Annotated in this window: 20 protein-coding genes; 7 read left to right on the top strand and 13 right to left on the bottom strand. The window is 60.3% G+C overall.

Annotated features, from left to right (window positions below):
- Positions 1 to 31: 31 nt before the first annotated feature.
- On the bottom strand, positions 32 to 784 hold the full coding sequence (locus M0D69_RS28465) for a cysteine hydrolase family protein (RefSeq protein ID WP_301785197.1): 753 nt from the start codon (positions 782 to 784) through the stop codon (positions 32 to 34).
- A 318-nt stretch (positions 785 to 1,102) separates the two neighbouring features.
- Between M0D69_RS28465 and M0D69_RS28460 the strand changes: the two genes are divergently transcribed.
- A complete protein-coding gene (locus M0D69_RS28460; protein ID WP_301785218.1) occupies positions 1,103 to 1,999 on the top strand; it encodes a choline ABC transporter substrate-binding protein in 897 nt (298 codons plus the stop codon).
- 13 nt (positions 2,000 to 2,012) lie between these two features.
- On the opposite strand, the gene M0D69_RS28455 is transcribed toward M0D69_RS28460, so the two are convergent.
- Genes M0D69_RS28455 through M0D69_RS28440 form a run of 4 tightly spaced genes read right to left on the bottom strand, consistent with a single transcriptional unit; the run spans position 2,013 to position 7,022 of the window.
- Complete coding sequence (locus M0D69_RS28455) at positions 2,013 to 3,089, bottom strand: GlxA family transcriptional regulator (RefSeq protein WP_301785196.1); 1,077 nt, start codon at positions 3,087 to 3,089, stop codon at positions 2,013 to 2,015.
- Between the two features lie 55 nt (positions 3,090 to 3,144).
- Positions 3,145 to 4,119 (bottom strand): PDR/VanB family oxidoreductase, encoded by a 975-nt coding sequence (locus M0D69_RS28450; protein WP_301785195.1) that lies wholly within the window; start codon positions 4,117 to 4,119, stop codon positions 3,145 to 3,147.
- Positions 4,120 to 4,132: 13 nt separating this feature from the next.
- Positions 4,133 to 5,824 (bottom strand): choline dehydrogenase, encoded by a 1,692-nt coding sequence (locus tag M0D69_RS28445; protein ID WP_301785194.1) that lies wholly within the window; start codon positions 5,822 to 5,824, stop codon positions 4,133 to 4,135.
- Between the two features lie 31 nt (positions 5,825 to 5,855).
- On the bottom strand, positions 5,856 to 7,022 hold the full coding sequence (locus tag M0D69_RS28440) for an aromatic ring-hydroxylating dioxygenase subunit alpha (RefSeq protein WP_301785193.1): 1,167 nt from the start codon (positions 7,020 to 7,022) through the stop codon (positions 5,856 to 5,858).
- Positions 7,023 to 7,318: 296 nt separating this feature from the next.
- On the opposite strand from M0D69_RS28440, the gene M0D69_RS28435 reads away from it, so the two are divergent.
- Together M0D69_RS28435 and M0D69_RS28430 are read left to right on the top strand one after the other, a co-directional pair.
- Positions 7,319 to 7,480: a hypothetical protein gene (locus M0D69_RS28435; RefSeq protein ID WP_301785192.1), complete on the top strand. Its 162-nt coding sequence runs from the start codon at positions 7,319 to 7,321 to the stop codon at positions 7,478 to 7,480.
- Complete coding sequence (locus M0D69_RS28430; RefSeq protein ID WP_301785191.1) at positions 7,473 to 8,201, top strand: class II aldolase and adducin N-terminal domain-containing protein; 729 nt, start codon at positions 7,473 to 7,475, stop codon at positions 8,199 to 8,201. The genes M0D69_RS28435 and M0D69_RS28430 overlap by 8 nt, the downstream gene beginning before the upstream one ends.
- Positions 8,202 to 8,513: 312 nt before the next feature.
- Here the strand turns inward: M0D69_RS28430 and M0D69_RS28425 are convergent, their stop codons facing one another.
- A complete protein-coding gene (locus M0D69_RS28425) occupies positions 8,514 to 8,690 on the bottom strand; it encodes a hypothetical protein (RefSeq protein WP_301785190.1) in 177 nt (58 codons plus the stop codon).
- 24 nt (positions 8,691 to 8,714) lie between these two features.
- Here M0D69_RS28425 and M0D69_RS28420 point away from each other — a divergent pair, with 24 nt between their 5' ends.
- Both M0D69_RS28420 and M0D69_RS28415 read left to right on the top strand, forming a co-directional pair.
- Entirely contained in the window at positions 8,715 to 10,022 is a 1,308-nt protein-coding gene (locus M0D69_RS28420; RefSeq protein WP_301785189.1) for an aspartate aminotransferase family protein, read from the top strand.
- Between the two features lie 101 nt (positions 10,023 to 10,123).
- Positions 10,124 to 10,762: a LysE family translocator gene (locus M0D69_RS28415; RefSeq protein WP_301785188.1), complete on the top strand. Its 639-nt coding sequence runs from the start codon at positions 10,124 to 10,126 to the stop codon at positions 10,760 to 10,762.
- 16 nt (positions 10,763 to 10,778) lie between these two features.
- Here M0D69_RS28415 and M0D69_RS28410 read toward each other — a convergent pair whose 3' ends face one another.
- From M0D69_RS28410 to urtA, 7 genes are all read right to left on the bottom strand, one after another.
- The gene (locus M0D69_RS28410; protein ID WP_301785187.1) at positions 10,779 to 11,105 is read right to left on the bottom strand and encodes a zinc ribbon domain-containing protein; all 327 of its coding nucleotides are present in this window, start codon (positions 11,103 to 11,105) and stop codon (positions 10,779 to 10,781) included.
- A gap of 67 nt (positions 11,106 to 11,172) precedes the next feature.
- Positions 11,173 to 12,402: a formamidase gene (gene fmdA / locus M0D69_RS28405; protein ID WP_301785186.1), complete on the bottom strand. Its 1,230-nt coding sequence runs from the start codon at positions 12,400 to 12,402 to the stop codon at positions 11,173 to 11,175.
- Between the two features lie 63 nt (positions 12,403 to 12,465).
- Complete coding sequence (urtE, locus tag M0D69_RS28400) at positions 12,466 to 13,155, bottom strand: urea ABC transporter ATP-binding subunit UrtE (RefSeq protein ID WP_301785185.1); 690 nt, start codon at positions 13,153 to 13,155, stop codon at positions 12,466 to 12,468.
- 13 nt (positions 13,156 to 13,168) lie between these two features.
- On the bottom strand, positions 13,169 to 13,912 hold the full coding sequence (gene urtD, locus M0D69_RS28395) for an urea ABC transporter ATP-binding protein UrtD (protein ID WP_301785184.1): 744 nt from the start codon (positions 13,910 to 13,912) through the stop codon (positions 13,169 to 13,171).
- Positions 13,912 to 15,039, bottom strand: coding sequence for an urea ABC transporter permease subunit UrtC (gene urtC, locus M0D69_RS28390; RefSeq protein ID WP_301785217.1), 1,128 nt, complete (start codon positions 15,037 to 15,039; stop codon positions 13,912 to 13,914). The genes urtD and urtC overlap by 1 nt, the downstream gene beginning before the upstream one ends.
- An 82-nt stretch (positions 15,040 to 15,121) precedes the next feature.
- Positions 15,122 to 16,039: an urea ABC transporter permease subunit UrtB gene (gene urtB / locus M0D69_RS28385; RefSeq protein WP_301785183.1), complete on the bottom strand. Its 918-nt coding sequence runs from the start codon at positions 16,037 to 16,039 to the stop codon at positions 15,122 to 15,124.
- Positions 16,040 to 16,106: 67 nt separating this feature from the next.
- The gene (gene urtA, locus M0D69_RS28380; RefSeq protein WP_301785182.1) at positions 16,107 to 17,399 is read right to left on the bottom strand and encodes an urea ABC transporter substrate-binding protein; all 1,293 of its coding nucleotides are present in this window, start codon (positions 17,397 to 17,399) and stop codon (positions 16,107 to 16,109) included.
- A gap of 257 nt (positions 17,400 to 17,656) precedes the next feature.
- On the opposite strand from urtA, the gene M0D69_RS28375 reads away from it, so the two are divergent.
- Both M0D69_RS28375 and M0D69_RS28370 read left to right on the top strand, forming a co-directional pair.
- Positions 17,657 to 21,094 (top strand): ATP-binding protein, encoded by a 3,438-nt coding sequence (locus M0D69_RS28375; protein WP_301785181.1) that lies wholly within the window; start codon positions 17,657 to 17,659, stop codon positions 21,092 to 21,094.
- Positions 21,084 to 22,028 carry a response regulator transcription factor gene (locus tag M0D69_RS28370; RefSeq protein ID WP_301785180.1) on the top strand — a complete coding sequence of 315 codons (945 nt, stop codon included), beginning with the start codon at positions 21,084 to 21,086 and terminating at the stop codon, positions 22,026 to 22,028. The genes M0D69_RS28375 and M0D69_RS28370 overlap by 11 nt, the downstream gene beginning before the upstream one ends.
- The last annotated feature ends 6 nt before the right edge of the window (positions 22,029 to 22,034 follow it).

The following is a 22,034-nucleotide window of genomic DNA, read 5'->3' as shown; positions in this document are numbered from 1 at the left end:
TCAACAAGTGTATACGAGATGGAGAAATGTTTCAACGTGTATATACGTCGTGATTTTTACGTCTTTCCTCCACCCCGATCGCCTGCACCACTTCCTCCGCGCTCTGCGCCACCTGCCCGAAATAGAGCCCGAAGTTCATCATGGCGGCGTCGTGCATAGCTGGAATGCAATCCGCGCATGCATCCGACACCAGCATGCAACCGAAACCACGGTCCGCAGCATCCCTCGCCGTCGTCTCCACGCAGCAGCTTGTCACCACGCCCGCGAACACCAGATTCCTGATTCCCGCACGGTCCAGCACGTTCTGGATCTCGCTGCCATTAAACGCGCCCTGAGTGGTCTTCCGGATAACAGTCTCACCCTCCAGCGGCGCGACTTCCTTACGAAACGCGTTGTCGGGGTTTCCGGTCCACCACATGTCATCGATACCCGCTGCCCGTTCCAGCCTGTGGGTCCAGTCGCGAAAACGCGGCGGGCAATCGCGCATGTCGCGGTAAGCCGAACCCGTCGAAATATGCACGACCGGCATCCCGGCCGCGCGGAATGCATCGAGTAATTGGCGGATGGCGGGGATGGTGGTCTGTTCCAGGCGCTCCAGGTAATAACGCATCGAACCGGGCTCTACCGCTTCACATGCCTTCACCCAACCGCGGTCAGGCGCAGCATCGCTGTATTGAACGTCGACGACGACCAGCGCCGTAGCATGACGATCCGTCAGGTCGACGGACGGAATGGTCGATGAAAGATCTTCGAATGCAGCGGACGTTTTCTCTGACTGGTTCATGCCGGACGATCCTCGGTTGCGGTTGACGTGCTGTCATTGTGAATAGGTGAACCCTCGATCGCCCACACGAAAGCGACACCCGCTTACATTCCGGCGACGCGGCCCGGTGCGCTGATCCACTGCTGACAAAACCCGCGCCGCAAGTGTCGCAAAATATCAAGTGTGCGATTTATGACTCAGTAAATTGAATTGGTCGCGCTTGTGCAAACCGGCTCTCGAAGCCTGCCCGCCTGTCACCCGAAAATCGATTTTCCTGGAGAAGAAACGATGAAATCCCCCGCACGCCTCGCCTGTCTGACGTTGACTGCCTGTTGCTGCATGACCGCCCGCGCGCAAGACCCGGAAGCGTGCCGGACTGTCCATTTCGCGGACATCGGCTGGACAGATATCGCCGCGACCACGGCACTCGCATCGACCGTGTTCGACGGGCTCGGCTACAAGCCGGTGAAGACGGTGGCATCGATTCCCATCGCGCTCACCGGCATCAAGTCAAAACAGATCGACGTGTTCCTGGGAGACTGGCAGCCTTCAATGGATCCTGTCGCCGAGCCGTTCGTCAAGGCGGGTACCGTGAAGGTCCTTACCACGCCGAATCTGACCGGCGCGAAATATACGCTTGCCGTACCGACCTACGAATACGATGCGGGCCTCAAGTCCTTCGCCGATATCGCCAAATTCGGGGATAAGTTGCAGCACAGGATCTACGGCATCGAACCAGGTAACGACGGCAATGCGCTGGTGAAGAAGATGATCGACGGCAATCAATTCAACCTGAAGGATTTCAAGCTGGTCGAATCGAGCGAGGCGGGCATGCTGGTCGAGGTGAACCGCGCGGTCAGGAACAAGGAGTGGGTTGTCTTTCTCGGCTGGGACCCGCATCCGATGAACATCCAGTTGAAGATGACCTATCTCACGGGCGGCGACGACGTGTTCGGTCCTAACTATGGTGAAGCGAAGGTCTACACCATGGTGCCGCCCGATTACCTGACTCGTTGTCCCAATGCCGGGCAAGTGGTGACGAACCTGAAGTTCACGCCGGGCATCGAGAACCAGGTCATGCAGTCGATCACCACCGACAAGAAAGAGCCCAACGTTGCGGCGAAGGAGTGGCTAAAACACAATCCGAGTGTGCTTACGCAATGGCTCGCGGGCGTCAGGACGTTCGACGGCAAGGACGCGTTGCCTGCCGTGAAGTCGTATCTGGCCACGCAGTAACGGGCTCATGCGTTCAACGCGGCGCCAGTGTTTCATCCGGCCGCCGCGTTGGTGTGGGCGACGACACGCGTTGCCGCATCACCGGCGCCTCCCATGACTGCGACCGGTCTCGGCTCGGCGGACAACCGAACTTTGTCTTATAGACACGCGAGAAATGTTCGAGCGAGTCGAAGCCGGTTGCGGCCGCGACTTGCGAGACGCTGAGTTCGGTTTGCTGCAACAGTTTATGCGCGGTCGCCAGCCGCAAGCTGACGTAATAACGAAGCGGGGCGGTCGCGGTATAATGCTTGAACTGCCGCTCAAGTTGTCTTTTAGACAGCCCGACCGCGGCCGCCAGATCTTCACACGAGACCGGCGCGGCGACGGATTCCTGCATCAATCGAATGGCGTGGCTCACCTGTTCGTTCATCGGTGCGGCATCGAGGCCGGTGCGTGCAAGTTGCACTTCACTGGTTCCCCGAATGCGTGCGTGCAACAGATGTTGCGATATCTCTGCCGCCAGTTCCGTCCCTGCATGCTGGCCGATCCACTCCAGCATCATGTCGATAATGCCGCTGCCGCCTGCGCAAGTAATCAGCCTGGGCTCAATGGTATAGAGCTGCGTGGTCGCCTCGACGTTGGGATATGCCTCCTGAAATCCTTCGAGATTGTCCCAATGCACAGCGGCTGGGCGACCGTCGAGAAGTGACGCGGCCGCGAGCATTTCAGTCCCTGTTTCGATCCCGCCAATCTGCGCGCCGAACACACTTTCGCGTCGAAGCCAGGCTTTGACCTTGCGGTTCTTCGCGTGCTTCTTGGGCTCGAAACTCGCGATGACAAAGATGGTTGAGAACTCGCCGGTTTCGCCCGACACGGGCCGTGCGGGAGCGATCATGCCGTTGGTCGCCTGCACCGGTTCGCCGTCGATGGACAGCACCGTCCATTCGTAAAGCGTGCGCTGGCTGAGCCAGTTCGCGATGGCCATCGGTTCGATCACGAGCGCGAGGCTGAGGTTCGAGAACTGCGGCAAGACGAGGATGCCCACGCGCCGCGGCGATCGAAGATCTCCGGCCGAGGTCATTTCAAAAGCGGATTTGCTCAGCGTGCTCATGGGGCTCCCGAGTCTTTTACTGGCCTGACGAAATTACGCATCGTGTGTTGTCAGGCTAAAGGTCGAGCACGAGCCGTGCAGATCGCGCTCTTGATACGCAGACGTAAATTACCGTATTTTGATTTTTTTCCGTATCGGTCTGGACCACATCCCGATGCTCGGCTTCACCGGCCAGAAGCGGCACTGCGCAGGTTCCACAGATTCCTTCACGACATACCGAGTCGATGCGCACGCATTCCTGACGCAATGCCTGCATGATCGACTGATCCGCTTTCACGGTGATTACCTTTCCGCTCCTGGCCAATTCGATTTCAAACGATGCGGGTTCGGACGGTGTCGTAACCGGCGCGGGCGCTGTGAATCGCTCGAAATGGATGGTGTCGCGTGGCCAGTCGCTGGCTGCCTCAAGCACACCGTCGATCAACCTGCCGGGGCCGCAGACATAAACATGAGCGCCCGGACGCGGCGCTCCGATCAGTCCGCGTAAATCGGCTTCGCCGTGCTCGTCGCTGAAGTGGATCCGGGCGATGTCCTTGAGCGCACTGGCATCGATAACATCAAGCAAGGCGGTTCGCTGACGGCCCCGGCCGAGATAGTTAAAGCTGAATCGCCTTCCGGCCTTAGCGAGTCGCATGGCCATCGGAAGGATGGGTGTGATGCCGATTCCGCCCGCTATCAGGACGGTCTCGTCGTGGTTTTCGTTCAGCGCGAAGTTGTTTCGCGGCCCCGATACATGGATGCGTTCTCCCACGCAAAGCCGATCCACAACATAAGCCGAGCCGCCCCGCGACGACGCCTCGCGTAGAACGGCGATGCGGTAGGCGGAGCCATCGGCGGCACGTTCGATCACCGAATACTGGCGAACGTTACCGTCAGGTAGCCATAGATCGATGTGTGCGCCGGGGTTGGCCGGCGGCAGCATCGCGCCGTCCGCAGCAGCGAGGCGGATGTCTTTGATATCTGTGGTGAGCATGGATGTTTCGATGACGATCGCATCGATCCTGCCCATCGGTTCGTTAAAGTTCGACATGACGTCCCTCCGCTCAACGCTGCTGCGTACGCCAGTCGGACGCGGCCCAGACCGCTGCCGTCGACGGTGTCAAGGGCGCACGACCCAGCACGAGATCGCTGCCTTTCTCTCCGATCATCACCGTTGGTGCATTGGTATTGCCGCTGACGATGACCGGCATGATGGACGCATCGATCACGCGCAGCTTGTCGAGGCCGTGCACACGCAGGTCCGGTCCGACGACCGCTTCCGCATCGCTGGCGGGACCCATCTTGCACGTGCCTGCCGCGTGATAACCGGTCTCGGTGACTTGCCGCGCCCAGGCGTCGAGGGAGACGTCGTCGTTCGCGGCCGGCCCCGGCGTCAGCTCTTTTCCGACCAGATCGCGGAACGCATTCTGCCCGATGATCTCGCGCACGAGCCTTGCGCCCGCATGCATGTCGGCAAGATCACGGTTGGTTTGCAGATAGTTGAAGATGATCTTCGGCGCATGGCTCGGGTCATTCGACGCGAGCGTTACCGAGCCGAGGCTGGTCGGCCGCATCAAATCGATATGCACCTGGAACGCATGCGCCGGCACGCTCGCGACGCTGCCGGGTTGAACCGCGAGCGGCATGAAGGTCAGTTGCAGATCAGGATGCTCGACCCCGGCACGTGAACGGATAAACGCCCCCGCTTCGAAGTGATTGCTGGCGGCGAACCCCGAGCGGTTCATGAACCACTGCGCGCCGACCCACCACTTGCGCGGTGCAACGGTCCACGGATAGATGGACACTGGCTTCTTGCACAGGTACTGGACCACCGTGTCGGGGTGATCGGATAAACGCCGCCCGACACCGGGCAGATCATGAAGCGGCCTGACGCCGGCACGACGCAGTTCGTCGGCGGGACCTACACCTGACAGCTGCAGCAGTTGCGGCGTGTTGATCGCGCCGCCGCATATCAGGACCTCGGTTTCGGCATGCACGGTGATGGTCTCGCCATTGCACGCGTACTCGATGCCGACCGCACGGTTGCCGCTCAGGAGTACACGCAAGGCGAGCGCACCGGTCACGACTGTCACGTTGCTGCGGGTCAGCGCTTCGGCGAGATAACCCCGCGCCGTGCTCCAGCGCTCGCCTTTCCATGTGGTCCGGTCAATACGTCCAAAACCTTCTTGCCGGTAACCGTTGGGGTCGTCGGTATGGCCGTAACCTGCTTCAACGCCGGCTTCGATGAACGAACGCGTCAACACCGTATCCGTATTGCCGGCAGTCACACGGAGATGACCGCCGTCGCCGTGATACGCATCGGCGCCGAGTTGATGTGTTTCCGAGCGGATGAAGTAGGGCAGTACATCGCGATAACTCCAGCCGGTGCAGCCTTGTTCAGCCCACGCATCGTAGTCGCGCGCATGACCGCGGATATACACCATGCCGTTGATCGACGATGAGCCGCCGAGCACGCGGCCTCGCGGCGTACCTATGCGGCGTTGGTTCAGGAACGGTTCCGGCTCCGACTGATACTGCCAGTTATAGCGGTCCCCGCCGACCACAATACCCATCGCCGAGGGCATGTCGATCGACCAGTTGCGGTTCACAGGACCGGCTTCAAGCAGTAGCACCCGTACCTGTGGATCGGCACTGAGGCGATTAGCCAGCACGCACCCTGCCGAGCCCGCGCCGACGATCACATAGTCGTAGCTACGGCGAATGCTTTCCGTCGACATCGATGGCTTCGCTCTCATTTCATTCCTCGAAATAACGGGGACAGTCCGCTCATTCGCCGTGAATGCCGTTGTGAACCAGCGTGTGAAAGTGATGCACCAGATGCTCGCTTTCATTGCTGCGATCTGCGTCGATGACATAACGGCCCTGGTTATATCCGACCGAGTGCAGGCCCTTTTGCACCGAGATATTCAGCTTGATATCTTCGGGTCCGAGGTCAGTGTTCATCCAGTCTATACAGGCCTTCGTCAATTCGGGGACAGTGTCGTGCGTGGTGTAATAACCGAAGCGCAGCAGCGTTTTCTCGGGCTCCAGCGGGACGATCAGGAAGGTCGCGAGGAACTCGGAAAAGGGGAACGTATAGAACGTGTTGTGCGGCCAGATGCCGATGTTGAAGAAACACTCGTCTGGATTTTTATCCGCACTTAACGGCACGCCGTATGCACTGGTCGCGTCCTTGTTCGCCGGTGCGGCGTACGTCCACCACTTGTCGCGCTGCGTGAGCTTGTAGCCTTCGAAGTCGATCAGGTCGGCAAGGTCGACATGGCACGGACCCGAGAGTGAAAAGTGATAACCCTCGATGGAGTTGTCCATGATGACCTTCCAGTTCGCCGGGACGATCACGTCCTTTTCCTCGAGCAGCTTATAGTCGTCGAGCTTCGGGAACACGCGCTTCATTTCCGCGTCGGCGCCGGGGAACAGATCGTTCAAGGATGGCGCGTTCGGGTCGAGGTTAAAGTAATAGAAACCACCCAGTTCCTCTACGCGCACGGTCGGGATGTCGTAGCTCCCCGCGCTGAAATTCTTGATGCGCTCGCTGCGCGGCGCGTGGCGAAGATTGCCGTCGAGTCCGTAACACCACGAGTGATAAGCGCAGCGGAACACACCTTTTTGCACGCCACGCCGTTCTTCGACCAGCCGGTTGCCGCGATGCTGGCAGACATTGTGGAACGCGTGAACGACGCCATCTTTGCCGCAGGTCGCAATGATGCTTTGATCGAAGATATCGGTCATGACGAACTGGCCGGGCGTGCTGAGTTCGCTCTTGTGGCCGATCACATGCCAGGCCGAGATGAAAATCCGGTCGCGCTCCGAGCGGAAGATCGTGTCGTCGAAGAAATAGCGCGAGGGTAAGGTTAGCGCTTCATCCGGCAACTGGGCGAGCCAGTTATCGGGTGCAACAATGTCTTCTTTCTTCACAACACGAATGGTTTCCATGCGCGGGGTTCCTGTCGGTTTATGGGGGACGGGGCAGCATGTAGCGCTGTTGGCGCTCGCCGTTAGATCAAACTGTAGGGCCGCAAATATTCATCGACTTGATGAAAGGCGACATGATGATGGCGTATTTAATCGTCGAGAGAATCACCGGTCTAAGTTCGATGAGCCTGATCGTTTGCGTCTCCGTTACGTCGCTTTCGATCAGGTAGTCGGAAAATGGCGAGCTTATAGTCCGCTTCGAATGCCGGCGTTTCATGCATCCGATGACGCGAGCGCCGCCCCTTCAAGGAGACTTCATGGACGCAAATTTCCTCTACATCGATGGCGAACGGACCGAGGCAGCCAGCGGCAGCCGCCGCGATGTCATTGATCCGGCAACCGGCAAAGCGATTTCAACTTCGGACCCAAAGCCATGGGCTGGTTTTAATGGCCAGCAAAAGAGATGCTGTCATGCTTGAACACCGTCAGCAACGCGTCGATCTTGCGTGCGCCTTTCGCTGGGCTGCGCGACTCGGCATGCACGAATCGATTGCCAATCACTTCAGCGTCGCGGTCTCGGACGATGGAACGAAATTCCTGATTAACCCTAGTGGCAAGCACTTTTCTCGCGTCAAGGCGAGTGATCTGCTGCTGGTGGACGCCAACGACGCGCAGACAATCGACCGGCCGGACGCGCCCGATATCACCGCATGGGCGCTTCATTCGGAGATTCATAAGCAGCATCCATACGCGCGTTGCATCCTGCACGTCCATTCGAAATATGCGACGGTGCTCTCCTGCCTGCAAGACCCGGTGCTGCCGCCACTCGATCAGAACTGCATGCGCTTTTTTGAGCGCGTGGTGATCGATACGGGCTTCGACGGCATGGGTCTCGGCGATGAGGCGCAGCGGGTGAGTCAGGCGCTGGATGGCAAGCCGGTGATGCTCATGGGGCAGCATGGCGTCCTTGTGGCGTCGGCGACGGTCGCGCAGGCATTTGACGATCTCTATTATTTCGAGCGGGCGTGCGAGACGTATGTCACCGCGCAAATGACGGGAAAGCCGTTGCGTATTGCCTCGGCGCGCGTCGCGCAGAAAACGGCGCGGCAATGGACGGAGGATTACGCGGGTTTCGCCGATCAGCACCTGGCTGAGTTGAAGGCGATACTCGATGAAGAGGGATCTTCGTACGCTCGGTAGGGACAGTGACTACGGGCAATAGCGCTACGGTGCGCGTTTAAATTTCTCAAGCACTGTCCGCGAGCATTCTGGGCCCGGTCAAGTTCGACGATCAGGGGGACTGGATCGACGCGCCGGTGACCATCTACAAATTGTCTGGCGGAAACCTTATGCCGGTCAGCGCGCAATAAGCCCGACTACCGCCGGCCCCGGCGCGGGACGCTCGCCCGAAGATGAGCGTTTTATGTCGGATTATCATGGTCGCCGTGGGCGAAAGGCGAGACGGGAAAAAGCGCTTGGGCGTCGTACCACCTGATAGGCTGGAGCCCTTGTTCAACCGTTGCGCAGGCAAAAATGGATCATGAGGCTCGTCGTGCTGGCGACGACACCGGAAATCTTCAGGTCGCGTTCGACAACGAAAGCTGGCGCGCGGCGAGACGTCACGCCGCGGCAAGTGCGCAAGCGCTCGTCTTCGCGCTGGACGCCGAAGGCGCGATGCCAACCCACCATATCCAACTTTCGTGAGGCTCATCCATGCCGGCTCAATCAGACTCGCAGTTCTGGTCAGACGCTCAACGCCATTTGATCCGTTACGGCGGCTCGTTTTCGCCAGTGATCATAGAACGCGCGAGCGGCAGCTATGTCTATGATTCGACGGGTCGCGCAATTCTCGATTTCACGTCGGGGCAAATGAGCGCGGTACTGGGCCACGCGCATCCGGAAATAGCCGAGGTTATTGCAGAGAGCGCGCGTAATCTCACGCACCTGTTCAGCGGCATGCTGTCGCGCCCGGTTGTGGAACTGGCGACGCGTCTTGCCGGCATCGCGCCCAAGGGCCTTGAGCGCTCACTGCTCCTAAGCACCGGCGCCGAGGCTAACGAGGCTGCACTCAGGATGGCAAAACTCGCTACCGGAAAATACGAGGTCGTCAGTTTCGCGCAGTCGTGGCATGGCATGACCGGAGGTGCGGCCTCGGCGACTTATAGCGCCGGGCGCAAGGGTTACGGTCCCGCGGCCGTCGGATCGTTCGCGATCCCAGCGCCGTATCCATACCGGCCGCGATTCGAACACAACGGCGCCTACGACTGGGCCGCCGAACTCGATTACGCGTTCGACCTGCTTGACCGGCAGTCCACGGGGAATCTAGCTGCGTTTATCGCCGAACCGATCCTGAGCTCGGGCGGGCTGATCGAACTGCCGCTGGGCTATATGCGCGCGCTGCATGCCAAGTGCGCGGCGCGCGGCATGATGCTGATCGTCGACGAAGCGCAAACGGGCCTTGGGCGCACCGGCACGATGTTCGCGTGCGAACGCGACGGAGTGGTGCCCGACATCCTGACGTTATCGAAGACGCTTGGCGCAGGCATACCGCTGGCCGCCGTACTGACGACGCTTGAGATCGAGGCGCGTTGCCATGAGCGCGGTTTCCTGTTCTACACGACCCACGTTTCCGATCCGATGCCCGCTGCCGTCGGGCTCAAGGTCATCGATATTGTCGAGAGGGATAATTTGGTCAGGCGCGCCACGGTCGTCGGCGCAAGGCTGTATGAAGGGCTCAAATCGCTGCAAAGCCGTTTCGATTGCATCGGCGACGTGCGTGGACGAGGCCTGATGCTCGGGATAGAAATTGTCGGCGACAGGGAAACAAAATCGGCCGCGCCTGAGCTTTCCGGCGCGATCACGCAGCGCTGCCTCGAACTCGGGCTGCATATGAACATTGTGCAATTGCCGGGCTTCGGCGGGGTGTTCAGGCTCGCGCCGCCGTTGACTATCAGCGAGACAGAGATAGATAGCGCGTTGACGATCCTGCAGGATGCTATTGCAGGAAGTCTGAGGGCCTAGGAGGCTCGAGCGCAGCAGGACGGGTCTAAACACACGCCCCCGTCCGCTCGTGTTATTTTCTAGAAATCGCACCCTTCACCACGACTTCCAGGAGAACGCCGATGACCGCCTTAGCCGCCGTTGCAGCCATTCTTGCCGCGCTATTAGTGGGCGCGATAAGTCCCGGTCCGAGCTTCGTGCTGGTTGCGCGCAACGCAATCGGTTTGTCCCGGTCCGATGGACTCGCGACCGCACTGGGCATGGGCGTTGGCGGAGTCTTCTTCAGCGGGATTGCGCTTGCCGGGCTTTATACGCTGCTGTCGGCCGTTGAATGGCTCTATGTCGGGCTGAAAGTTGCCGGCGGGCTCTACCTGATCTACATCGCCTCGAAGATCTGGCGCGGAGCATCCAGCCCGTTGGTCGTGGACGACGGGCGTGACGCGCAAAACCACAACTTGCGTAAGTCGTTCTGGATCGGTCTCACTACGCAACTGAGCAATCCCAAGACGGCCATCTGGTACGGCAGTATCTTCGCTGCCCTGTTGCCGCAGCATCCGCCGCTCTGGTGTTATCTGCTCTTGCCGCCCATGATCTTCGCAATAGAAGCAGGGTGGTACACCGTTGTCGCGTTGTGCTTTTCAAGCCGCCGTCCGCGTGAGGTTTATCTGCGCGCAAAGAAATGGATCGATCGTGTTGCAGCGGGCGCTATTACCTTGCTCGGTCTGCGATTGATTTTCACCGCGCATAAAGCGGGTATCTGATGGCCGCTTTGCGTGCCTAGTGGCTGATCATCCACGGCCGGCCACCGGCTGTACGCGGTGCCGCTTGCGCCTCGGCCGAGCGCGGCAGTTTGATCTTGCCCGAGCAGCAACCACACCCCGCACCGTGAGCAGACGAGCGAACGGGTTCATGGGACGAGCGTTCGTTTACTGCATGTGCTGATCGCGTTGTCTGGCCAAGCGAGGACAACTGCGGCGCGCTGCGTATGACCCGGGCTGAAAAGGTTTCGCACGAGGGGCAGCTTGCGGGCGTGTCGCGCTCGGCCATGGCACGCCTTGCGTCGAAGGGACCGCAGAAAGCACATTCGTATTCATACGTCGGCATGTCATGTCCTCGTTTTCGCGATTCCCGGATTGCCCCCGCAAGCCGGGACCGCATTCAAAATGATCGGCTAGAGATCCAGCGACAACGGCAGGTCTATTCCTCCCTTGACATGCTTGATCGGTCCGGCAGCATTCGGGCTGATATCGAAGTCGAAGATTTGCGTCGGCAGCCATAGGGTTGCACAGGCATTCGGGATATCGACAACTCCGCTGATATGCCCCTGCACCGGCGCCGTGCCGAGTATCGAATAAGCCTGCGCGCGCGAGTAGCCGAACTTGGTCATGTATTCGATCGCATTCAGGCACGCCTGCCGATACGCCACGTGTACATCGAGGTAATGCTGCTGGCCGGCTTCATCGACGGAAATGCCTTCGAAGATCAGGTAGTCGTTGTAGTGGGGCGTGATCGGACTCGGCTTGAAGATCGGATTCTTGATGCCGTATTTCGCCATGCCGCCTTTGATCAGGTCCACTTTCATGTGCACCCAGCCGGCCATTTCAATCGCGCCGCAGAACGTGATTTCACCATCTCCCTGGCTGAAATGCAGGTCGCCTACCGAGAGGCCCGCGCCATCCACGTACACCGGGAAGTAGATCTTCGAGCCACGCGATAGATCCTTGATGTCGCAATTGCCGCCGTGCTCGCGCGGCGGCACGGTACGCGCACCGGTCGCAGCCGCGGTATCGCGCGCGGCGCCTTGCAGCTTGCCCATGTGCGCGGTCGGCGCGAACGGCGCATTTGCCAGCGGCGGGACCCGGTCAGGTTGCGTCGCGATAAAACCAATCTCGCGATCGTTCCAGGTTTCAAGTAGCTCCGGGTCCGGCAGGCAACCGATCAAACCCGGATGGATCAGCCCCGCAAAACTGACGCCGGGAATGTGACGTGAGTCGGTGAAAAGTCCGTGAAAATCCCAGATACTTTTCTGCGCATGCGGGAAATGCTCGGTGAGAAAACCGCCGCCGTTCTGCTTTGAGAAAAAGCCATTGAACCCCCACTGGCTGTCCGCCTTGGTGCCGATGTCGAGGAGGTCCACCACCAGCAGATCGCCTGCCTCGGCACCGTGAACGCCTACGGGTCCAGAGAGAAAATGGACGATGGACAAGTCGATGTCGCGCACGTCATCGGCGGAATCGTTGTTCTTGATGAAACCGCCGGTCCAGTCGTAGGTCTCGAGCACGAAGTCGTCGCCGGGTTTGACCCAGCATGCCATCGGAATGTCCGGATGCCAGCGGTTGTGAACCTGCTCGTTGTCGAAAGCGGACTGGTTCAGGTCGACCTTGATAAGCGTATCGGGCATGTAACTCTCCTTTATAAGTACCGGCTGCACCGGCGAACAAATGGCCTGCTCGTCAAACCCGCGTCAAACGGACAGGAATTGCCGGATGCGGGCGGTATCGGTGGCGTCGCGTGGGCTTTCATGGACCAGCCGACCGCTTTCGATCACGAAGAGCCGGTCCGCCACGTCCATAGCAAAACTCAGGACCTGCTCGGACACAACGATGGTGATCTCGCGCAGCTTGCGGATCTCGTGCAGCGCTCGTGCGATGTCCTTGATGACCGAAGGTTGAATACCTTCGGTGGGTTCGTCGAGCAGCAGGACCTTGGGCTCGCTGACGAGCGCCCGGGCGATGGCAAGCTGCTGTTGTTGCCCGCCGGACAGGTTGCCGCCCTTGCGATTGCGCATTTCGTAGAGCACCGGAAAGAGGGCATATATTTCGTCCGGAATCCTTCGCGATCTAACCTGCTCCATGCCGGTGCGAATATTCTCCTCCACGCTCAGCGATGAAAATATCTGCCGTCCCTGAGGCACGTAAGCAAGTCCTTTGGCCACACGCCGAAAGCTTTCATCCTTCGAAACATCCGCGCCGTCCAGTTCTATCGCGCCACCTTTTACGGGCAGCACGCCCATCAGCGCCTTGAAGAGCGTGGTCTTGCCCATGCCGTTGCGGCCCATGATCGCCACGATCTCGTTGCGGGCAGCTTCGAACGAGACCCCGTGCAGCGCCTCGCTTTGTCCGTAGCTAACGAATACGTCTTTAACGTGCAACATGGTCGTTGTCTCCTCAATGTCCCAGATACACATCGATCACGCGCGGGTCGTTCTGCACCTGTTCCATCGGACCTTCGGCGAGGATCTTCCCCTGATGCATCACGGTGACCTTGTGCGCGATCCGTGCGACGAACTCCATGTCGTGTTCGATGACGATCATCGACCGGTTCTGGCAGATCTTCGTCAGCAACTCGGCAGTGATCTCACGCTCACGCACACTCATTCCAGCGATGGGTTCATCGAGCATCAACAGCTCAGGATCCTGCATCAGCAGCATGCCGATCTCAAGCCACTGCTTCTGCCCGTGCGACAACAGGCCGGCTTCGGTCGGCAGCAACGCAGCGAGCCCGATCTCCTCGGCTACCTCCTGCACTCGCTCGCGAACATCGGCTGTACAGCGGAACGCCAGTGCCCCAAACACACCACGTCCACGCGGAAACGACACCTCCAGATTCTGGAACACGCTCAGGTTTTCATAGATGGACGGCGTCTGGAACTTGCGCCCGATACCCGCCCGCACGATGCGAAACTCGGCCATCGACGTCATCTCTACGTTCTTGAACTTGATCGAACCGCTGCTTGCCGCTGTGCGTCCGCAGATCAGGTCGAGCAGGGTGGTCTTGCCCGCGCCGTTGGGTCCGATCACGACGCGCAATTCGCCGCGGTCCACGTAGAGATTGAGGGCATCGATGGCTTTAAAACCGTCGAAAGACACACTCAGGTCTTCGACCGCCAGCAGGAAGTCGGTATTGCTCATCACGGGCTCCCGAGGGTGGAACGGCTGCGGCCATTCCGGCCGACACGGCGCAAGACTGAAGCGATACGCGGCTTCACATGCGCCTCGTACAAGCCCGCAAGACCATCGGGGAACGCCATCACCACGCCTATGTAAAGTGCCGCCATCAACAGCAGCCACAGGTTCGGAAAGCTCTCGGAGAAATACGTCCGGCCAAAGTTCACGAGCAGGGTGCCGTACACAGCACCCACCAGCGACATGCGCCCACCGACGGCCGCATAGATCACCATCTCGACCGACGGCACGATGCCGACGAACGACGGCGACATGAACCCGACCTGCAGCGTGAACATCGCGCCGCCGATAGCCGAGAGCAGCGCAGCGAGGCAGAACGCGAAGACCTTGAACATGGCGACGTCGTAGCCGGAGAACCGCACGCGGTCTTCCTTGTCGCGCATCGCGAGCAGTAGCGTGCCGAGTTTGCTTGTCTGCACCAGCCGGCAGAACAGGATGGCGAGCAGCAGGAGCACGGCATTGACGAAGTACAGGACGATCTTCGCGGAGTCGGGACGGATGTCCCAGCCGAGCATCGTCTTCAGGTCGGTGATGCCGTTCACGCCGCCCGTATACCCCTGCTGGCCGATGATCAGCACCGAGAGAATCAGCGCGATAGCTTGCGTGATGATCGCGAAGTAGACACCGCCTACGCGCCGCTTGAACATCGCAAAGCCGATCACGAAGGCGAGCGCCGTCGGGATAATCAGCACCGCCGCGATCGCGAAAGGCAAGTGCTCGAAGGGCTTCCAGAACCACGGCAACGCTTTAAGCTGGTTCCAGTCCATGAAGTCGGGGATGCCGGGCGTCGACTGGATTTTCGTGCTGACCGGGTCCGATGCTTCGAGCTTGAGAAACATCGCCATGCAGTAGCCGCCGAGCCCGAAGAACACCCCTTGGCCGAGACTCAGCACACCCGCATAACCCCAGGCCATGACGAGGCCGATGGCGACGAATGCATAGGTCAGGTACTTGCCTACCAGGTTGAGACGGAACACGTCGAGCATCAACGGCATGACCACCAGTAATACAAGCGCAAGCAGCACGAAGCTGCCGAAGCCTCTGTAAGCGAGCCAGTCGCGCAGCGCTGCCATTCGCGATGGAGCGGGAGCGGGCGGCGAATCGGTAACGCGGTTCATGGCGAACTCCGGTGAGAGGGGGACGGATTCAGCAGGCTCAGACACGCCGCACCTTCGACGCAAAGAGTCCCTGCGGACGCGCCATCAGGATCAGCACGACGGTCAGCAACGTAATCACGCGCGCCGACGAGCCGGTAAGAAAGAACTCGCTGATCGACTGGGTTTGCGCAATGCCGAAGGCCGAAGCGACGGTGCCGAGCAAGCTGGCCGCGCCGCCGAACGTGACAACGAGGAACGAGTCGACGATATACAGCGACCCGCTCGTGGGTCCGGTCGAACCGATGGTCGTGAACGCCGCGCCCGCCACACCCGCCATGCCGCAGCCGATCGCAAAGGTGAGCCGGTCAGTGCGCTTTGTATCGATGCCGGCGGCGTTGGCCATCGTCCGGTTATTGACGGTTGCACGCACCCGCAGACCCCAGCGTGAGCGATACATGGCTGCCAGCACACCTGCCGTGAGCACGATAGCGAGGCACATCACGAACAGCCCGTTGATCGGGATGTCGAGACCTGGCGCGGGCGACCACGATCCCATCAGCCAGTCAGGCAGCGTCGGGCTGACCTCCTTCGGACCGAAGGTCGAGCGGAACATCTGCTGCATCGCGAGGCTCAGGCCCCAGGTAGCGAGCAGCGTGTCCAGCTGGCGCCGGTATAAGTGGCGGATCAGCAGCCATTCAACGATCCAGCCGAACACGAATGCAATCGCGAATGCGGCGACGATGGCCATCGGCAGGAACATATTCGTGGCGACAACGCCCATCGACTCGGCCCACTTCGAGAAGACGTACACCGTGTACGCCCCGATGGTCATGAACTCGCCGTGCGCCATGTTGATGACGCCCATCTGTCCAAAAATCACCGCGAGGCCGAGGCCCATCAACAGCAACACGCTAAAGAGGCTCAGGCCGGCGAAGCCTTGCATCAGCGTAATGTTCAGAATATCGGTGGCCGACATGGCGGGTTCCTTCAAGCAAAGTGCCGGGCGTGGCACACGTTCGCGCACCACGCAGAGGGCTGACGGATTACTGATAACCCTTCGGGAACGGATTCGGTTCGATCAGATCCGGCGACTCCGCGACCACCTTGAACTGCCCATCGGCTTGCGCCATGCCAATGCGCGTCCGGCTCCACAAGTGATGGTTCGGGTGGATCTTCACGTAACCTTCGGGCGCTGTTTTCAACTCGATGCCGGCGGAGGCCGCCGCGACCTTGTCGACATCGAAGCTGCCTGCTTTCTCGACCCCGGCCTTCCATAACCAGGGCCCGAGATAGGCCGCCTGCGTGACGTCGCCGATCACGGATTTCGGCCCGTACTTCGCCTTGAACGCGGATACGAACGCCTTGTTGTTGGCGTTATCGAGCGACTCGAAATACTTCATCGCGGAATAGAAGCCCGCGAAGTTTTCCCCGCCGATGCCAAGCACCTCGTCCTCGGTCACCGAGATGGTCAGCAGGAATTGTTTGTCGGCGGTAATGCCGGCTGCTTTCAATTGTTTGTAGAACGCGACGTTCGAACCGCCGACGATGATCGCGTAGATGCAATCGGGCTTCGCGATCTTGATCTTGTTGATAAGCGAGTTGAAATTCGTCTGACCGAGCGGATAGTACTCTTCGCCGACCACCTTCAGGTGCAGGTGTTCTTCAATATGTTTGCGCGCAATCTTGTTCGAGGTGCGCGGCCAGATGTAGTCCGAGCCGATCAGGAAAAACGACTTGGCTTTCTTCGTCTCGGATGCCCAGTTCAGCCCCCACAAAATTTGCTGGGTCGCTTCCTGGCCGGTATAGAAAACGTTCTTCGATTGCTCCAGCCCTTCGTAGAAGGTCGGGTAGTACAGCAGGCCGTTGTCACGCTCGAAGATCGGCAGTACGGCTTTGCGCGACGCCGAGGTCCAGCAGCCGAACACGCAAGCCACGTGATCGTTTTCCAGCAGCTTCTTCGACTTCTCGGCGAAGGTCGGCCAGTCGGACGCGCCATCTTCCTGAATAATCTTGATCTTGCGGCCGAGCACGCCGCCCGCTGCGTTGATCTGGTCGATGGCAAGGCGCTCGGCCTGGATCGAACCGGTCTCGGAGATCGCCATGGTGCCCGTGGCGGAATGGAGCTGGCCGACGGTGACTTCGGTATCCGTGACGGCGAGCTTGGTCGTGTTCACCTGGGCGGTCGACATCGACTGGCCGAAGGCGAAAGCGGGCGCGGCGAGCGCCGGCGCGGCAGCAATTCCTAGCAGCAGCTTGCGGCGGCGTTGGGAGATCGCCTCCCGGCTGTCGGAGGAACCGGCTGTGTCGGGCGCGTCGTGCTGATCGTCAAAAGGCATGGGACATTCTCCTGGGAGGCTCGTAGTTGGCTGCGTGGGCTAGGGTTCCGGCGCTATGGCGTTGCGCTGGCATGGGGCAGAAGTTAAGTGGCCGATACGCGCGCCGAAATACGTCTTTTGACGTACAGCGCGGGTATTTATGGATCGCTAGACTCACGACGCGACGCGTGCAATGTTTGCTTCGGCGGAGGACCTCCGCCTCAGCAGCCGTGACGCGTTTTGTGCCCATTCGGCCCCAACCGGCATCCGCGAGAGTCATGGACCCATCCGATTCCCCCGCCGCTGCGCCCGCGCTCGGTACTCAACGCATCGTCAAGATCCGGCGTGACTACAACGCCTGGGTCGCCGACGAAACGCTCGAGGACTACGCGCTACGTTTCACGCCCAGGTCGTTTCGAAAGTGGAGTGAATTCCGGGTCGCGAACACGGCGTTGGGCGCAATTTCGTTTCTCGCGCTGGAAGCTATCGGCGGATCGCTTGCCCTGAACTATGGCTTTGCGAACACGGTATGGGCGATAGTGGTGACCTCGGTGCTGATCTTTTTGACCGGCTTGCCCATCAGCTATTACGCGGCGAATTGCGGCGTCGACATGGACCTGCTGACGCGCGGTGCGGGGTTCGGTTATCTCGGTTCGACGGTCACGTCGTTGATTTATGCGGGCTTTACATTTATTTTCTTCGCGCTCGAAGCGGCCATCATGTCGCTTGCGCTGGAGATGTATTTCCACATGCCGATCGCGGTCGCGTACCTGATCAGCGCGTTCGCGATCGTGCCGTTCGTGACGTTTGGCATTACGCTGATCAACCGCTTGCAGAGCTGGACGCAGCCCGTGTGGATCGTGTTGCTGATCGCTCCGTATATCGCCATCCTGATCCGCGAGCCACATTTGTTCTCGGACTGGGCGACCTTCGCGGGCTATACGCAAGGCGGGCGGGAATTCAGCCTGATGCCGTTCGGCGCGGCCTGCACGGTGATTTTTGCGCTGGTGGTGCAGATCGGCGAGCAGGTCGACTTCTTGCGTTTCCTGCCGCCGCGCACGGCGAAGAACCGGGTGCGCTGGTGGTGCGCGATGCTGGCCGCCGGTCCCGGATGGATCGTGCCAGGCGCATTGAAAATGCTGGGTGGCGCGTTCCTGATGTTCCTCGCGTTGCAGAACCAGATCGATCCATCGCATGCCACCGAACCGACGCAGATGTATCTCGTCGCGTTCCGCTATGTCTTCGATTCCCCTGGCTTTGCGCTGGCCGCCACCACGCTTTTTGTGATCGTCTCGCAGGTCAAGATCAACGTGACGAACGCGTATGCGGGCTCGCTCGCGTGGTCGAATTTTTTTGCGCGGCTCACGCACAGCCATCCCGGCCGGGTCGTTTGGCTTGTGTTCAATGTGTTGATCGCGTTGATGTTGGTCGAGCTCGGTGTGTTCGGCGCGATCGGCAAGGTGCTTGCGCTGTATTCGAATGTCGCGATTGCGTGGATCGGCGCGCTTGTCGGCGATCTCGTGATCAACAAGCCGCTCGGATACAGCCCGAAGGACGTCGAGTTCAAGCGTGCTCATCTCTACGACGTCAACCCGGTAGGCGTCGGCGCGATGCTGGTTGCGTCGATTGCAGCGGCACTCTCGCAAGCGGGTTATCTCGGCGAAATCGCGCATGCGCTGGCGCCGTTTATCGCGTTGGCGGTTGCGTTCGTCTGTGCGCCGTTGATCGCGTTTGCGACCCGTGGACGCTTTTATCTCGCTCGCGGCAGCGCTGATCTCGAAGCGGGTTCGGTGCTGCGCTGCGTGATCTGCGAGAACCAGTTCGAGCGCGAGGACATGGCCTCGTGCCCGGCCTATGCGGGCGCTATCTGTTCGCTGTGCTGCTCGCTCGATTCGCGTTGCGGCGATACATGCAAGCCGCACGCACGTTTCTCGTCGCAATTGACGGTCGCATTGAAGCGGGCATTTCCAACGCTTGCGCCCACGTCGCAGACGCTGCGCGTGGGGCGCTATCTGATCTATCTGACCGTCACGTTGTCGCTGCTTGGCGCGATGCTTTATCTCTCGTATAGCCAGACCGCAATGACCCTCGCGACCAGCAACGAGAGCGCGCTGGATACGCTGCTGCGCGGTTATCTCAAGGCATTTTTTGCGCTGGCGCTGGTCGGTTGCATTGGCGTGTGGTGGCTCGTGCTCGCCAAGGAAAGCCGTGCGGTGACGCAAGAGGAATCGAAACGGCAGACCTTGCTGCTGATGCAGGAAATCGAGGCGCACCGTCTGACCGATGCCCGCCTGCAGCAAGCCAGCGCCGCCGCCGATGCCGCCAATCGAGCCAAGAGCCGCTACGTGACCGGCCTGAGCCACGAACTGCGAACGCCGCTCAACAGCATCCTCGGCTACGCACAGTTGCTGCTGCGCGGTTCAGGCGCTGTCGATGCGCCACAACGCGACGCGCTCGCGACCATCTATCGCAGCGGTGAGCATCTGCTGGCGCTGGTGGATGGCCTCCTGGACGTCGCGCGCATCGAAGCCGGCAAGTTGCAGCTCGATGTCTCCGAGGTGGCGCTGCCCGACCTCTTGACGCAGCTCGGCGCAATGATGGAACCGCAAGCGGCGGAGAAGGGGCTGGCATTCCATCTGGAGACAAGCGGCCGCATCCCGGACGTGGTTCGCGCCGATGAAAAACGCGTCCGCCAGATCCTGATCAATCTGCTGGGCAATGCTGTCCGCTTCACATCGCATGGGTCGGTCAGATTGCGCACGAGTCATGCATGGGGTCTCGCGACGTTCGAGATAGAAGACACCGGTTCGGGCATTCCGGACGAGCAACTGGAAGCGATCTTCCTGCCTTTCGAACGCGGCGAAGCGGCGCGTCCCAACGATCACGGCACCGGCCTTGGGCTAACCATCTGCCGCTTGTTGACGGAAATGATGGGCGGCCGTCTGGACGTGCAGAGCCGGGTAGGGTCCGGCACGCGTTTCGTCTTGCAACTGTTCCTGCCGGAAGTACGCGATCCACGCGTGCTTGTCACGCGTCCGAGCAACGTGCTGGGGTATCCGGGACCGCGCCGTTCCATCCTTGTAGCGGACGACCTCACGGACCAGCGTCGCATTGTCACCAGCGTGCTTGAACCGCTCGGTTTCACCATGATCGAAGCGAGCAGTGGACCGCAGGCGCTACAACTTCTCGCCACGCATAGCGTCGACCTGATCGTGATGGACGTTGCGATGCCATCGATGGACGGATTCGAAGCAAGCAAGCTTATTCGCGAGCATCGGCTGAGCGAAGCGCCCATTCTGATCTTGTCAGCCAACGCATTTGCGGGCGATCTGGAGAAGGGCGCTGCTGCCGGCTGCGACGATTACCTCGCGAAGCCGCTGCACTTGCCCTTGCTGCTCGACAAGGTCGCAGCCTTGCTCGGCTTCGAGTGGCTGACCGATGCGTCCGACCATGCCGACGCCGTCGCAGCGCCCGCGCAAACCATGCTGCCGCTACCCGCGATGCTCGCCCATGAGCTTCGCCGCTTCCTTGAACTTGGGTACATGGAAGGTTTTGTGGCGCAACTCGATGAAGCCGGGCAAAACCATCCCGAACTCGCCGATACCCTCGCGCCGCTGCGTGAATCGGCACGCCGTTTCATGCTTGACGACCTTGACCGGCAATTGCGCGCGGTTGATGGGGTGACACCCAATGGAGCGACACCCGATGCAGCCTGATATTCCACTGGGACGCCCAGTGGTGCTTATTGTCGATGACACGCCGGACAACCTCGCCATGCTCTCGAGCGCGCTCGTAACCGCGGGCTACGCGGTGCTGGTCGCACTCGATGGCGCCTCGGCGCTCGAACGCATCGCGCGCCTTACCCCCGACGTCATTCTGCTCGATGCAATCATGCCTGGCATGGACGGCTTCGAGACCTGTGAGCAGATCAAGAGTAACGATCTCTACAAGCACATTCCGGTGATCTTCATGACCGCGCTGGCCGACACGCAGCATGTGGTGCAGGGTTTCAGGGTTGGCGGCATCGATTATGTGACCAAGCCGATTCGCCCCGATGAAGTCGTCGCACGGATCGCCGCGCACGTTCGCCGGGCAGCGAGTCAACGTCATGCGGATATTGTGCTCGAACTGAACTCGCGCGCGGCCGTGATCGCGACGGCCCAGGGCGAAGTGCACTGGCATAGCGCGCTGGTACCCTCACGGCTGGCACATTTCTACGGCAGCGACAGCAACGTGGCGATGACGGCGGCGGCTCCACTGACGCGGCTACCGGGGCCGCTGACGAACTGGCTGCTGGATTATTCCGCCGCTCCGGACGAGGATCGGGCACAGACCGTCGAGATTCTCCCGGGCGGCGAGCGGTTGGTCGCGCGTATTGCGGGCGCGGCGAATCGCGGGACGTGGATCGTGGTTTTCGAGGAGCATGCCGACGGCCGCGACACAGCAGGTCTGGCAATGCGTTTCGGGCTGACGCAGCGCGAGGCGGAGGTGTTGTTATGGTTGTCGCGAGGCAAGACGAATCGGGATATCGGCGAAATTCTGGGGATGAAACCCCGGACGGTGAACAAGCACCTTGAGCATATCTTCGAGAAGCTGGGCGTGGAAACACGTACCGCGGCAGCGGCTACGGCACTGAGTGGCGGGCGGTAAGCGGGT

The organism is Caballeronia sp. SEWSISQ10-4 2, from assembly GCF_030464885.1.
In the GTDB taxonomy this organism is placed as follows: Bacteria; Pseudomonadota; Gammaproteobacteria; order Burkholderiales; family Burkholderiaceae; genus Caballeronia.
The sequence above is the reverse complement of the archived record's forward strand: the minus strand, read 5'-3'. Positions and strand labels throughout refer to the sequence as shown.

Bases quoted from the DNA above. Each gene is read 5' to 3' on its own strand.
- M0D69_RS28465 (WP_301785197.1), bottom strand. From the start codon at position 784: ATGAACCAGTCAGAGAAAACGTCCGCTGCATTCGAAGATCTTTCATCG.
- M0D69_RS28460 (WP_301785218.1), top strand. From the start codon at position 1,103: ATGACCGCCCGCGCGCAAGACCCGGAAGCGTGCCGGACTGTCCATTTC.
- M0D69_RS28455 (WP_301785196.1), bottom strand. From the start codon at position 3,089: ATGAGCACGCTGAGCAAATCCGCTTTTGAAATGACCTCGGCCGGAGAT.
- M0D69_RS28450 (WP_301785195.1), bottom strand. From the start codon at position 4,119: ATGTCGAACTTTAACGAACCGATGGGCAGGATCGATGCGATCGTCATC.
- M0D69_RS28445 (WP_301785194.1), bottom strand. From the start codon at position 5,824: ATGAGAGCGAAGCCATCGATGTCGACGGAAAGCATTCGCCGTAGCTAC.
- M0D69_RS28440 (WP_301785193.1), bottom strand. From the start codon at position 7,022: ATGGAAACCATTCGTGTTGTGAAGAAAGAAGACATTGTTGCACCCGAT.
- M0D69_RS28435 (WP_301785192.1), top strand. From the start codon at position 7,319: ATGGACGCAAATTTCCTCTACATCGATGGCGAACGGACCGAGGCAGCC.
- M0D69_RS28430 (WP_301785191.1), top strand. From the start codon at position 7,473: ATGCTTGAACACCGTCAGCAACGCGTCGATCTTGCGTGCGCCTTTCGC.
- M0D69_RS28425 (WP_301785190.1), bottom strand. From the start codon at position 8,690: ATGGTGGGTTGGCATCGCGCCTTCGGCGTCCAGCGCGAAGACGAGCGC.
- M0D69_RS28420 (WP_301785189.1), top strand. From the start codon at position 8,715: ATGCCGGCTCAATCAGACTCGCAGTTCTGGTCAGACGCTCAACGCCAT.
- M0D69_RS28415 (WP_301785188.1), top strand. From the start codon at position 10,124: ATGACCGCCTTAGCCGCCGTTGCAGCCATTCTTGCCGCGCTATTAGTG.
- M0D69_RS28410 (WP_301785187.1), bottom strand. From the start codon at position 11,105: ATGCCGACGTATGAATACGAATGTGCTTTCTGCGGTCCCTTCGACGCA.
- fmdA (WP_301785186.1), bottom strand. From the start codon at position 12,402: ATGCCCGATACGCTTATCAAGGTCGACCTGAACCAGTCCGCTTTCGAC.
- urtE (WP_301785185.1), bottom strand. From the start codon at position 13,155: ATGTTGCACGTTAAAGACGTATTCGTTAGCTACGGACAAAGCGAGGCG.
- urtD (WP_301785184.1), bottom strand. From the start codon at position 13,912: ATGAGCAATACCGACTTCCTGCTGGCGGTCGAAGACCTGAGTGTGTCT.
- urtC (WP_301785217.1), bottom strand. From the start codon at position 15,039: ATGGCAGCGCTGCGCGACTGGCTCGCTTACAGAGGCTTCGGCAGCTTC.
- urtB (WP_301785183.1), bottom strand. From the start codon at position 16,039: ATGTCGGCCACCGATATTCTGAACATTACGCTGATGCAAGGCTTCGCC.
- urtA (WP_301785182.1), bottom strand. From the start codon at position 17,399: ATGCCTTTTGACGATCAGCACGACGCGCCCGACACAGCCGGTTCCTCC.
- M0D69_RS28375 (WP_301785181.1), top strand. From the start codon at position 17,657: ATGGACCCATCCGATTCCCCCGCCGCTGCGCCCGCGCTCGGTACTCAA.
- M0D69_RS28370 (WP_301785180.1), top strand. From the start codon at position 21,084: ATGCAGCCTGATATTCCACTGGGACGCCCAGTGGTGCTTATTGTCGAT.